The following is a 12,604-nucleotide window of genomic DNA, read 5'->3' as shown; positions in this document are numbered from 1 at the left end:
GTCCACATCGTCAATCACTCCAAAACATCAAAGATGCTTTGACCTGAAAGTTGCTATAAAGTTTTTAAACCGTTACTAAGCAGTCAGAATGATCACGAAGAATTAATCTTTCCGATTAAAAACAAACAATTCCTTCAACACATTCCAATTGCAACAGGCTTACCCCAGGCAGCCGGCCATGCCCTCAAGGCTCAGGCGGACGGTGCCCCATCGCATGCGTGGCCATCTTCAGATACAGGAACGATTGCTCCTCGCTGTGCGCGTAGCCCATCTGTCCTTCGGCCAGGGCGACGGATTTCTGCTGCAGCGCTTCCGGGTAGTCCAGGTCGCAGGCGGCGTCGAGCCAGTAGCGCGCCCTGGCTTCGTCGGTATCGAGCAGCAGGTTCGCCACGATGAACATGGCGGGCGCCACGCCCCGTTGCGCGGCCAGTTCCAGCCAGCGCAGCGCGGCGGCACCGTCCTGCGGCCCGCCCATGCCGTTCTTGTGCATCAAGCCCAGGTAGTACGCGGCGGGGCCGCTGCCCTGCCCCGCCTCGCGTTCGAACAGGATGCGCGCCTGCGGCTGGGTCGCGACTCCCGCGCGCATCAAGGTCTTGGCCTGGGCCGTCAGGTCCGGCCCTGCCGATGCCAGCGGCGATACGGCCAGGGCGATGGCACACAACCATGCCTTCACTTCGACAGGTCCACTTGATACAGCGCAAAGCCCTTGCCCGCACCATCGTCAGCTTTCAGCTGCGTGACGTTGTCGATGCCGGCCGCTTTCGCCAAGTCGATCACGCCCGGCGCGGAATGGAACACCACAGGGCCTTTGGTGGCAGCTTTGGCGAAGCGCCAGCTGCGCGCCGAACCGTTTTTTGCGCGCGTCAGGTTTTTCTGCTGCGTGACGTAGGCAATCAAGAGTTCGCGGTTGTTATCGGGCGAGGCCACCACCGTCTTGCTGCCGTCGAGGCCAGGGAAATTGCCGCCGCCGCTGGCGCGGTAGTTATTCGTAGCGATGAGGAACTCCTGGCTGGAATCCACGGGCTTGCCCTTGTACGTCAGCGCCTTGATACGCTGGCCCGGCGGCTGCGCGACGTCGATCTGGTAGCGCACGTCGGCGCTGGTGATGGCGTCAAAGTTGTAGCTTGGATGGGCCGTGTTGACCAGTTCCTGCGCTTCCAGCTTGTGCGGATCGATGGTATTGAAGCGCCGCGCCGACTGTTCCAGCCAGGCTTTCAGCTCCGCGCCATTCATCTTCACGCCGTACAGCGCGTTCGGATACAAATACAGGTCGGCCGCATTGTTCAGCGCCACATTGCCCGCCTTCACGTCCGTGTAGTCGGACACGCCGGCCGAGCCGCTCTTGAACGGCGACGACATCGACAGCACGGGCAAGTGCGCGTACTGCGGCAGGTTCGCCTTCACATACGCGGCCAGATAGCCCGATTGCGCCTGGTTCACGACTTCGATGGCGCTGACGTCGCCCACGTCGGCGAAATACGTCGACATGCGGAAATCCGTGGCGCCGACCGGTGTCTGTACGTAGGCGATCGTGGCCGCGTGCTCCTCGGCCACCAGTGTGGCGATGGCTGCATCGGGCTGCACGTAACTCTTGTCCGCGTTCTGGATGCCGCGCGCTTCCACCGTCGTGGCGCTCTTGTCGACCACCCACTGCTTGCCGTCGTGACGCAGGCGCAAGCCGATCACGCCCAGGTGCTTGCCCCACAAATTGGCCATCACGGTAGGCACGCCGTTGACCAATCCTTTGACCTTGTCGACGCCGGGCAAATTAAACTGCGGCACCGTGCTCGCGGCGTTCGGGAACAGCTGGTGCGAGTGGCCGATCAGCATGGCGTCTACGCCCGGCACTTGCGACAGGTAGTAATTGCCGTTTTCCATGGTGGGAGAGTACGGGCTGTCATCGAGACCTCCGTGCGAGATCGCCACCACCAGTTCGGCGCCTTTCGCGCGCATCTCGGGAATGAATTTTTCCGCCGTCTCGCGCACGCCCTGCGTGTAGACGCGCCCTTCCAGCCAGCGCTTGTCCCAGGCCATGATGGTAGGCGGCGCGAAGCTAATGATGCCGACCTTCACGCTGCTGGTCACCGGTTTTCCATCGGGACCGGTGGCCGTGATCTGCTTGTCGATGATGTGGTACGGTGCAAACAGGGGCTTGCCCGTCTTGACGCTGTAGACGTTGGCCAGCACTTGCGGGAACGCGGGACCGGCGCAGCGCGGCTTGCCGGCATCGACGCTGTCGACGTCGAAGCGGTTGCCCGTCACCTGGCTCAAAAATGCGAGGCCGTAGTTGAATTCATGGTTGCCGATGCCGCCGCCGTCCACTTTCAGCAAATTCATCGCCTTGTAGATGGCCAGGGTCTGGTCGCAGGCGAGCGGTTTTACCAGTGCCTGGTAGTCGGCCAGCGCCGTGCCCTGGATGGTGTCGCCGTTGTCGAGCAGCAAATTGTTCGGGAATTGGGCACGCGCCTGGGCGATCAGGGCCGCCGTGCGTTCCAGGCCGATCGACGGTTCCGCCTGCAGCTTGTAGTAGTCATAACTGAGCACATTCGCGTGCAAGTCCGTCGTCTCGAGCAGGGCCAGGGTGGCGCTGCTGCCGGCCGGCGCGGCCGAAGGCGCCCGCGCGGGTCCCGTGGCGGCGGGCGGCAAGGCGCCGCAGCCGGCCAGCAGCAACGGTAACAGGGCGAGACGGGGAAGTTGACGCAAGGGTTGGCACATGAGAATTCCTGTGGAAAGACAATATCGCCAGCATCATACGCAGCACGATAGCCATCATCAAGGCAAAAATATTGTCGCAAATATAGCAAAATACGCATTTTATTGCCCCGCGCGGCCGCAATTGCGCCGCGGCGGCAACGGAAACGCGCCGCGCTCGCGTATAATTCAGGGTTTGATTTCACCATAGAAGACCAGAACATTATGGAAGCCGAACGCATCAATATCATCTCCGCCCTGCTCAACGACCTGACGGTCCGCGAAGCCGAACTTCGGAGGTATCTTTGACTTCACTGTCAAGTCGGAGAAACTAGAGCAAGTCAACGAAGAGCTGGAAGATCCCACCGTCTGGAACGATCCCAAGCGCGCCCAGGACCTCGGTAAAGAGAAGAAGGCGCTGGAAGCGATCGTCTTCACCCTGGCCAAGGCCGATGCCGACCTGCGCGACACCCGCGACCTGTTCGACATGGCCCGTGAAGAAGGCGACGACGAGACCCTGGAAGCGATCGAGCACGACGTGCAGGAAATCCGCAAGGTCATCGAAAGCATGGAATTCCGCCGGATGTTCAACAATCCGATGGACCCGAACAACTGCTTCATCGACATCCAGGCCGGCGCCGGCGGCACGGAAGCCCAGGACTGGGCTTCGATGCTGCTGCGCCAGTACCTGCGCTATTGCGAACGCAAGGGTTTTAAAGTTGAAATCCTCGAGCAGTCCGACGGCGAAGTCGCCGGCATCAAGACGGCCACCCTGAAGGTCGAGGGCGATCATGCCTACGGTTTCCTGCGCACGGAAACGGGTGTGCACCGCCTGGTGCGCAAGTCGCCGTTCGACTCGGCCAACGGCCGCCACACGTCGTTCACGTCGCTGTTCGTGTATCCGGAAGTCGACGATTCGATCGAGATCGACGTCAACCCGGCCGATATCCGCGTCGATACCTATCGCGCGTCGGGCGCCGGCGGTCAGCACATTAATAAAACCGACTCCGCCGTCCGCATGACCCATGCGCCGACCGGCATCGTGGTGCAGTGCCAGAACGACCGTTCGCAGCACCGCAACCGCGCCGAAGCGATGGAAATGCTGAAAGCGAAACTGTACGAGCATGAACTGCGCAAGCGCATGAGCGAACAGCAAAAGCTGGAAGACTCGAAGACGGATGTGGGCTGGGGTCACCAGATCCGCTCCTACGTGCTGGACCAGTCCCGCATCAAGGACTTGCGCACCGGTTTCGAGACGGGCAATACCAAGGGCGTGCTCGATGGCGACATCGACGACTTCATTTCCGCCTCGCTCAAGCAAGGCGTATAAGGATGAACGCATCCGCTCCGGCACTGGCGCAGCGCGCCTTCCTGTTCGACATGGATGGCACGATCGTCGACAACATGGCCTTCCACACGACATCGTGGCTGGCGTTCTTTGAACGCCACGGCCATGCGCTGGATGCGGACGCCTTTTTCCGCGACACGGCGGGACGGCAGGGACACGAAATCATCGCCAAGTATCTGGGCGAGGATGCCGACCACGTCACCCTGCTGGCGGAAAAGGAAGTCGTCTACCGCGAACTGTATGGCCCGCACCTGGCCACGGTGCTTGGCTTCGACCGGCTGATCGCCAGCGCGCGCCAGCATGGCGTGGGGCTGGTGGTGGGCACGGCCGCGCCAAACGAGAATATCGCGTTCACGCTCGACGGCCTGGACCTGCGCCACCGCTTCGACGCCATCGTCGGCGCCGCCGACGTGGAACGGGGCAAGCCGCACCCGGACGTGTTCCTGAAAGGCGCACAGCTGGCCGGCGCGCTGCCGCAAGACTGCATCGTCTTCGAAGATGCGCCCCTGGGCGTGGAAGCGGCGCGCCGTGCCGGCATGCGCGTCGTGGTACTCACCACCACCCTGCCGGCCGAGGCGTTTGCCGCATTCGACAACATCATTGCCATCGTGCCGGATTTCTCCGCACTCGACGTCGACGCACTGTTTGCCAGCGTGGCGCCAGCGCTGGCACCACATCATCAATCATCACCAACGAAGAACACCATGACTACGGATATCCAAGAACAAGCCGCCGCCCCCGATGAAAACAAGATCATCGCCGAGCGCCGCGTCAAGCTGGCCGCACTGCGCGAACAAGGCGTCGCCTTCCCGAACGATTTCCGCCCCGAACACAAGGCGGCCGATCTGCACGCGCAATACGGCGGCAAGACGCGCGAAGAACTGGAAGCCGAACCTGTCACCGTGGTGCTGGCCGGCCGCATGATGCTCAAGCGCGAAGCGGGCAAGAAAGCCGCCTTCGCCACCCTGCAAGACGCTTCCGGCCCGAAGGCCGACGGCCGCATCCAGATCTACGCCACGCTTGATCTCACCGGCGAAGCGGCCATGGCCGCCCTGCACCACTATGACCTGGGCGATATCCTGGGCGTGACGGGCACCCTGTTCAAGACCAAGACGGACGAACTGACCATCAAGGTCACCGAACTGCGCCTGATCACCAAGTCGCTGCGCCCGCTGCCGGACAAATTCCACGGCCTGGCCGACCAGGAAACGAAGTACCGCCAGCGCTACGTCGACCTGATCATGAACGAAGAGACGCGCCGCACCTTCAAGGCGCGTACCGCCGCCATCTCGTCGATCCGCCGCTTCATGGAAAAGAACGAGTTCATGGAAGTGGAAACGCCGATGCTGCACACGATTCCGGGCGGCGCGGCGGCCAAGCCGTTCATCACGCACCACAATGCGCTCGACATGCAGATGTTCCTGCGCATCGCGCCCGAGCTGTACCTGAAGCGCCTGGTCGTGGGCGGCTTCGACCGCGTGTTCGAGATCAACCGTAACTTCCGCAACGAAGGCGTGTCGATCCGTCACAACCCGGAATTCACGATGATGGAATTCTATGCGGCCTACACCGACTACAAATGGCTGATGGATTTCACGGAAGCCGTCATCCGCCAGGCCGCCATTGACGCGCACGGCACCGCCACCCTGACCTACGGCGGCCGCGAGCTGGACCTGGCCAAGCCGTTCCACCGCCTGACCATCGTCGAAGCGATCAACAAGTACGCGCCGGGCTACACGCCGGAGCAGTTGAACGATGCGGACTTCATCAAGGAAGAGCTGAAGAAATTCGGCGTCAAGCCGTTCGCCACGGCCGGCCTGGGCGCGCTGCAACTGGCGCTGTTCGAAGAGACGGCTGAAGCGCAGCTGTGGGAACCGACCTACATCATCGACTACCCTGTTGAAGTGTCGCCGCTGGCGCGCGCTTCCGACACGGTGGCCGGCATCACCGAACGCTTCGAGCTGTTCATGGTGGGCCGCGAAATCGCCAACGGCTTCTCCGAGTTGAACGATGCGGAAGACCAGTCGGCCCGCTTCCTGGCGCAAGTGGCCGCCAAGGACGCCGGCGATGAAGAGGCGATGTTCTACGACGCCGACTACATCCGCGCGCTGGAATACGGCATGCCGCCAGCCGGCGGCTGCGGCATCGGCATCGACCGCCTGATGATGATCATCACGGATTCTCCGAACATCCGCGACGTCCTGCTGTTCCCTCACCTGCGCCGCGAAGAGTGATGAACACCTGAAAAATCTACTGCGCGTCGCGATTTGCGGCCTGCGATGCTCACTGTGCTATAGCACAGTTGCGCTTCTTAGCCGCAACTCCCATCCGCTCGCTACGATTTTTTCAGGCGTTCGATGCTTCAAGGCAAAAAAAAGCCGCCTGATTTTTTTAATCAGGCGGCTTTTTTACTTATGCGGCCTGCCGTCAGCCGGCCAGGGTCACGCGCTGGTGGCTGCGGCTGGCCTGCTGCGCCGCCAGCGCCGTCGCCAGCGCGCGCATGCCGTCGTCGCCCGTGGCGGCCGGCTGCCCTTCGCCGCGCATGGCGCGCTGGAAGGCGCGCACCGAGCGCACGTACAGGTTCTCGTGCTCGACGGGGATGTCGACGCTGCCGCCGTCGCGCGTCAGGCTGATGCTGCCGACGGGGCGCTGCGTCATCACGCCGGTGGCGAAGATGGTGCCCTTGCTGCCGATGATTTCCACGCCGGACAGCGAATACGGCGCGTTGAACGCGTCGTGCACCTGCACCAGGGTGCCGTTGTCGAACTCGATGACGGCCATCAGGCCCTCTTCCAGCCCCGCCACCGTCATGCCCCCGCTGGTGGCGCAGGCGGTGACGTGGCGCGGTTCCGAGTCCAGCAGGAAGCGCAGGGTATCGACATCGTGCACGAACATGTCGAGCGTGACGCCGCCCGACTCCGGCGCATCCAGGCGCCAGCCGCGCAGGTGCTGCGGCAGGTTGTTCGCGTGCAGTACGCGGCCATACAGGGGCTGGCCGATCTCGCCCGCGCGTATCAGCTCGCGCACCTTGCCGTGGCTGGCGGCGTTGCGCAGGTGGTGGTTAATCCCCAGCACCACGCCCGCCTCGGCGCAGCCGTCGACCATGCGGCGGGCGTCCTCCAGGTTCAGCGCCAGCGGTTTTTCGCACAGCACGTGCTTGCCCGCGCGCGCCGCCTGCAAGGTCTGCGCCATGTGCCATTCGTTGGTGGTGCTGATGTATACGGCGTCCGCGCCCGGATGGGCCAGCGCCGCATCGAGGTCGGTATAACTGGCGGCGATGCCGAATTGCGCCGCAAAGGCGGCGCCGCGCGCGGCGTCGCTGCTGACCACGGCCAGCACCTCGGCATCGCCCTGCTGGCGGATCGCGTCGACCATCCATTCGCGCGCCACGGTGCTGGCGCCGACCAAAATCCATCCGGTTTTCTTCATTCGATTCTCCCGTTAAAAAGTGTGGCGCAGGCCCAGGTTCCAGGCCTGGTTGCCGGTGCCGTTGTCGGTGGCGTTGCCCACCACATAGGCGGCGCCGTTGCGGTTGTCGATGTGCGCGTAGGCCGCGTACAAGGTGCTGCGTTTCGACAGCGCGTACGTATAGCCGATGCCGAGCTGGCTAGCGTCGCCGTTGGCGGCACGCCGGTCGTCTCGCCGCACGTACGAAAACAGGATGCGGTGCGGTCCCACCGGCACGGTGGCGCCCAGCATCAGGTCCGCGCTGTCGACCGTGGTGGCGGCACCGGCAGTGCTCTTGCTGACGGCGACGGCGCCATGCGCCTTGACCACGCCGAAGTCCCAGGTGGCGCCCAGCACCGTGTTGCGCGCCCGCCCCGTCAACAGCGCGCTTGACAGGGTGTTGGCGTCCTGGTGCGCCATGCGCACGTACAGCGGCCCGCTGGCATAGGTGGCCGCCGCGCCCATGTAGCGCTTTGCCGACGCGTCGCCCGGCACTTCGCCGAAGCCGTACGCCAGTTCGCCGGACAGTCCCCCGCGCACGGGCGAGCTGTAGGTGATGCTGTTGTCGACGCGGCTGATGTAGCCGGCCGTGAAGACGTTGCTCATCCTGCCCGCAAAACCCAGGTAAAACGGGTCCAGCACGCCCAGGCTGCTATCGATGAACGTGTACTGGCGGCCCAGCCGCAAGGTGCCCGCCGCGCCGGCGAGGCCGACGAAGGCCTGGCGCCCGAACAGCAGGCCGCCCTGGGCCGAAGCGCCCGTGTCGGCCAGGATGCCCGCATCCATCGTAAAGATCGCCGTCATGCCGCCGCCCAGATCTTCGCTGCCCTTGAAACCGAGCCGCGAACCGTTGGCGATGCCGCTGGTCAGCTTGAGTACCCTGCCCCCGGGGCCGCCGCTCTCGGACACCACGCCCAGGTCCGCGATGCCGTACATGGCCACGTTCGACTGCGCCGCGCACAGGCCGCCGCAGGCGCCCGCGCCAATGATCATTGCCCTTGCTACCTTGTTCTTCATTTCTTTCCCTGTCTGTCTTTTTATGGATACTGTTCTTAACTGACCAGGTGGCGCGGACGCTCGCCGCGCAGGCCGGCCAGCAGGTTGTCCACGGCCTGCTGCGCCATGGCGTAACGCGTTTCATGCGTGGCCGAGCCGATATGCGGCAGCGCCACCACGTTGGCCATGCCCGGCAGCGGATTGTCCGGCGCCAGCGGTTCGCGCTCGAACACGTCCAGGCCGGCGCCGTGGATGGTGCCCTGCTGCAGGGCCTCGATCAGCGCCGCCTCATCGACGATGCGCCCGCGCGAACCATTGATGAAGATGGCGCCGGGGCGCATCAGCGCGAATTCGCGCCGCCCCATCATGCCTTCCGTCTGCGCCGTCAGCGGCAGGACCACGCAGACGAAATCGGAGCGGGCCAGCAAGTCGTCGAGCGCCACCTGTCGCGCGCCCAGCGCCGCTTCCACCTCGGGCACCGCCTCGCCATTCACGTACAGCACCTGCATGCCAAAACCGAGCGCGGCGCGGCGGGCGACGGCGCGACCGATGCGGCCCATGCCCAGCATGCCGATGGTCTTGCCATGCACGTTGACGCCGTACTGGCTTTCACCCACGCTGCGCGTCCAGCGTCCCGCCTTGACGAATTCGGCCAGCTCGACGACCCTCCGCGCGCTGGCGAGGATCAGCGCGAAGATCGTGTCGGCCGTCGTTTCCGTCAGCACGTCCGGCGTATTGGCCAGCAAAATACCCCGTTCGCGCAGATAATCGACGTCGAACTGGTCGACGCCCACCGAAATGGTGGAAATGATGCGCAGGTCTTCGGCCGGGTCCAGCAGTTCGCGGTCCAGGCGCACGCTGGCGCCCAGCAAGCCATGCGCGCCACGGATGGCGGCGGCGAACGCGGCGCGGTTGCCCGCGTCGATCGCCTCGAAATACGTCACATCGCATTCGGCGCGCAGGCGCGCCAGCAGCGGTTCGGCCAGCTTTTTATACACAAGCACATGTTTTTTCACGAGTGTTCCCCTGTTCGGTTCAAGATTGGCCCAGCGCGTCGAGCTGGGCGCGGGTCGGCAAGCCTTCCATGTCGCCGGCCACCTGGATGGCGAAGGCGCCGACTCTGTTGCCGCGCCGTACCGCCTGCGCCAGCGGCAAGCCTTCCAGCAAGGCGCTGACCAGGCCGGCCGCGAAGCCGTCGCCGGCGCCCACCGTGTCGACCACGTTGGCCACGCGCTCGCCCGGCACCATGCCGCTGTCGCCGTCGGCCGTGCGGTAGTAGGCGCCCTCGGCGCCCAGCTTGATGACCACCAGCCGCGCGCCCTGCCGCAGATAAAAGCCGGCGACGTCGTGCGGCAGGTCATGACCGGTGAGGATTTTTCCCTCCCCCAGGCCGGGCAGCACCCAGTCGGCCCTGGCGGCAAGGCGGTTGATCTGTTCCACCATGACGGCTTGCGACGGCCACAGCGAAGGCCGCAGATTCGGATCGAACGACACGGTCCGGCCATGCTCGCGCATGAAGTCGATGGCCTGGCCGGCGAACGCCAGGCTGGTGGCGGACAGCGCGGCGGCCACGCCCGTGGCGTGCAGGTGGCGCGCGGACAGGAAATAGGCGGGGTCGAAGTGCTCGGGCGCCAGCCGGCTGGCGGCGGAACCCTTGCGGAAGTATTCGACCAGGGGATCGGCGCCGTTCTCGGCCTTCTCCTTGAGCAGGAAGCCGCTGGACTGGCCGGCGACGGCGGCGACCCGGCTGCAATCGACGCCCTCGGCCTGCACGCTGGCGCGGATGAAGCGGCCGAACGAGTCATCGCCCACCCTGCTCAGCCAGCCGACTTTCAAGCCCAGGCGCGCCAGGCCGATGGCGACGTTCGTCTCGGCGCCGGCCAGGCGGCGCGTGAAATGCGCCACGGCCGCCAGGTCGCCCGTTTCCTCGGCAACGAACATCGCCATCGCTTCGCCGTAGGTGACGACGTCGAGCGCATGCGCTCCATGCATTATTTCGTGTTCCGTCATGCGGCCTCCAGCATCTGGATGTAGCGGCCCGTTTCGGCCACCAGGTCGGTAGCCTCGAGCGGGAATTCGATGGCCCGCTGCACGCCCGGCGCAAAGTGCGCGAAGACGGCGCGCCAGGCCGGATCGGCGGCGGAGACGGCGCAGGCGGACAGCCGGCCCCCGTCATCCTGGACGGCCTTGCAGTGCACATAGCGCACGTACGGCGCCAGCAGGCGGGCCGCCTGCTGCGCATCCTCGCCCACCCAGCGCCAGTTGCCGATGTCAAAGGTCAGGCCCACGGGCAGCCCGATGTCGCGCGCCGCCGCCAGGAAGCGCGCCATCGTCGCCAGCTTGCCGCCATGGGCCGTCTGGTCGTTTTCCACCAGCAGCGCCACGGGCGCGGCCGCCAACTGGGCGCTCAAGGCGTGCAAGTCCGGCGCGGCCGGGTAATGGCCCAGCGACACCTTCAGGTAGCGCGCCCCGAGGTGCGCCGCCTCGTCCAGCATCTGCTGCAGCAACTCGTGCCGCAGCAGCCCGTCCGCGTCCCACAATTCGATGGGCGTGGAATACACGCAGTACAGGCCGCGCGCAGCCACCGCCGCGCCCATGCGCGCCAGGTCCGGCAAGTCGGAGGTGAACAGTTCGCGGCGGATCTCGATGCCGGCCCCGCCCGCATCGGCCACCACGTCGATGAAATGGCTTTGCCCCAGCTGCCTTACCCTGCTTGCGCCATAAGCAGACGCCGCTACCAGGACGGGGCTCATTTGATCGCTCCCGCGCCGACGAACTGGCGCGCTTCAGGCGTTTTCGGATTGCTGAAAAACGCTTCCGACGGCCCGCTTTCCCACACCAATCCCTGGTGCATGAAGACGGTGACGTCGGCCATGCGCCGCGCGAACTCCATCTCGTGCGTCACCAGCAGCATCGTCATGCCCGCCTGCGCCAGCTCTTCCATCACCTTCAGCACTTCCTGCGTCAGTTCCGGGTCGAGCGCCGACGTCACTTCGTCGAACAGCATCACCTGCGGCTCCATCGCCAGCGAACGGGCGATCGCCACGCGCTGCTGCTGGCCGCCCGACAGCTGCTCGGGATAGGCTTCGCGCTTGTGGTCCAGGCCCACCTGCTTGAGCACGCGCAGCGCCGTGGCGCGGCCCTGGGCGTCGGGCACCTTCTTGACGATGCGCGGCGCCAGCATGACGTTTTCTTCCACGGTCAGGTGGGGGAACAGGTTGTAGCTCTGGAAGACCATGCCGACGTCCTTGCGCAAGTCGAGCAGGTGTTCCTGGCGCGCCGTCAGCGTGTGGCCGGCGACGACGATGCTGCCGCTGTCGATGGTTTCCAGGCCGTTGATACAGCGCAGCATGGTGCTCTTGCCGGAGCCGCTGCGGCCGATCACGGCGATCACCTGGCCCCGCTCGACGGCGAACGAAACGCCCTTGAGCACGTGATTGGCGCCGAAGCTCTTGCTGATATTGTCGATTTCAACGATGGGCATGGAATTTCCTTTCCAGTGAATGGCTGTAGCGCGACAGCGGATAGCACAGCGCGAAGTAGATCAGGGCGACGACGGGGAAGACGATGAAAGGCAGGAAGGTCGCATTGCTGACCAGTTGCCCTGCCCGCGTCAATTCCACCACGCCGATGATCGAGGTGATCGAAGTGTTCTTGATGATCTGCACCATGAAGCCCACGGTCGGCGGCAGCGAATGGCGCAGCGCCTGCGGCAGGATGACGTAGCGCAGCTGCTGGTAGCGGTTCAGCGCCAGCGCGGCCGACGCTTCCCACTGCTGCCGCTGCACGCCTTCGATGCAGCCGCGCCAGATCTCGCCCAGGTAGGCGCTGGCAAAGATCGTCATCGCCGCGCCGGCCGCGATGACCGGCGACAGCTTGTAGCCGAACAGGGCCAGGCCGTAATACGTCAAAAACAGCACGATCAGCACGGGCGTGCCCTGGACCAGCTGGATGTACAGGGCGCTGATGCAGCGCAGGAGCGGGCTGCGCGCCGTGCGCAGCAGCGCCACGGCGAAGCCGGCGATGCCGCCCGTGATGAAGACGAGCAGCGACAGGCCGATGGTCCAGCGCGTGGCCTCGAGCAGGAATTGCAGGTTATCCCAGGAAAAGTCACTGATCATG

General features: G+C 64.8%; 11 protein-coding genes and 1 pseudogene. 3 read left to right on the top strand and 9 right to left on the bottom strand.

The features are described 5' to 3' along the window. Window positions 1-184: 184 nt before the first annotated feature. Window positions 185-673: a hypothetical protein gene (locus tag IGS60_RS13630; RefSeq protein WP_230504948.1), complete on the bottom strand. Its 489-nt coding sequence runs from the start codon at window positions 671-673 to the stop codon at window positions 185-187. Further along, window positions 670-2,715, bottom strand: a complete 2,046-nt coding sequence (locus IGS60_RS13625) for a bifunctional 2',3'-cyclic-nucleotide 2'-phosphodiesterase/3'-nucleotidase (RefSeq protein WP_230504946.1) — start codon at window positions 2,713-2,715, stop codon at window positions 670-672. The genes IGS60_RS13630 and IGS60_RS13625 overlap by 4 nt, the downstream gene beginning before the upstream one ends. Before the next feature lie 201 nt (window positions 2,716-2,916). On the opposite strand from IGS60_RS13625, the gene prfB reads away from it, so the two are divergent. From prfB to lysS, 3 genes and pseudogenes are all read left to right on the top strand, one after another. Then, window positions 2,917-4,021 (top strand): peptide chain release factor 2 gene (prfB, locus tag IGS60_RS13620; RefSeq protein ID WP_230504944.1). Its coding sequence is split into 2 segments (ribosomal slippage): window positions 2,917-2,997 and window positions 2,999-4,021, totalling 1,104 coding nucleotides; the frame shifts between segments, so codons are not numbered across the junction. Window positions 4,022-4,023: 2 nt separating this feature from the next. Further along, window positions 4,024-4,578: pseudogene (locus tag IGS60_RS13615) on the top strand (HAD family hydrolase); the annotation flags it as partial. 165 nt (window positions 4,579-4,743) lie between these two features. Next, a complete protein-coding gene (gene lysS, locus IGS60_RS13610) occupies window positions 4,744-6,273 on the top strand; it encodes a lysine--tRNA ligase (protein ID WP_070291572.1) in 1,530 nt (509 codons plus the stop codon). A gap of 193 nt (window positions 6,274-6,466) precedes the next feature. Here lysS and IGS60_RS13605 read toward each other — a convergent pair whose 3' ends face one another. Genes IGS60_RS13605 through IGS60_RS13575 form a run of 7 tightly spaced genes read right to left on the bottom strand, consistent with a single transcriptional unit; the run spans window position 6,467 to window position 12,603 of the window. After that, window positions 6,467-7,468, bottom strand: a complete 1,002-nt coding sequence (locus tag IGS60_RS13605) for a Gfo/Idh/MocA family protein (RefSeq protein WP_230504942.1) — start codon at window positions 7,466-7,468, stop codon at window positions 6,467-6,469. Between the two features lie 12 nt (window positions 7,469-7,480). Continuing rightward, window positions 7,481-8,503: a porin gene (locus IGS60_RS13600; protein WP_230504940.1), complete on the bottom strand. Its 1,023-nt coding sequence runs from the start codon at window positions 8,501-8,503 to the stop codon at window positions 7,481-7,483. 35 nt (window positions 8,504-8,538) lie between these two features. Continuing rightward, window positions 8,539-9,498 carry a D-glycerate dehydrogenase gene (locus tag IGS60_RS13595; protein WP_230504938.1) on the bottom strand — a complete coding sequence of 320 codons (960 nt, stop codon included), beginning with the start codon at window positions 9,496-9,498 and terminating at the stop codon, window positions 8,539-8,541. A gap of 19 nt (window positions 9,499-9,517) precedes the next feature. Then, entirely contained in the window at window positions 9,518-10,492 is a 975-nt protein-coding gene (locus tag IGS60_RS13590) for a sugar kinase (protein ID WP_230504936.1), read from the bottom strand. After that, window positions 10,489-11,235, bottom strand: coding sequence for a sugar phosphate isomerase/epimerase (locus IGS60_RS13585; RefSeq protein ID WP_070219954.1), 747 nt, complete (start codon window positions 11,233-11,235; stop codon window positions 10,489-10,491). Before IGS60_RS13585 ends, IGS60_RS13590 begins: the two co-directional genes overlap by 4 nt. Next, the gene (locus IGS60_RS13580) at window positions 11,232-11,966 is read right to left on the bottom strand and encodes an amino acid ABC transporter ATP-binding protein (RefSeq protein WP_230504934.1); all 735 of its coding nucleotides are present in this window, start codon (window positions 11,964-11,966) and stop codon (window positions 11,232-11,234) included. The genes IGS60_RS13585 and IGS60_RS13580 overlap by 4 nt, the downstream gene beginning before the upstream one ends. Next, the gene (locus tag IGS60_RS13575) at window positions 11,953-12,603 is read right to left on the bottom strand and encodes an amino acid ABC transporter permease (protein ID WP_230504931.1); all 651 of its coding nucleotides are present in this window, start codon (window positions 12,601-12,603) and stop codon (window positions 11,953-11,955) included. Before IGS60_RS13575 ends, IGS60_RS13580 begins: the two co-directional genes overlap by 14 nt. Between the last annotated feature and the right edge of the window lies 1 nt (window position 12,604).

Origin of the sequence: Janthinobacterium sp. FW305-128 (genome assembly GCF_020858135.1) — a bacterium.
In the GTDB taxonomy this organism is placed as follows: domain Bacteria; phylum Pseudomonadota; class Gammaproteobacteria; order Burkholderiales; family Burkholderiaceae_D; genus Janthinobacterium.
Note: the sequence above shows the minus strand (reverse complement) of the source record. Positions and strands in the feature narration are given on the sequence as shown.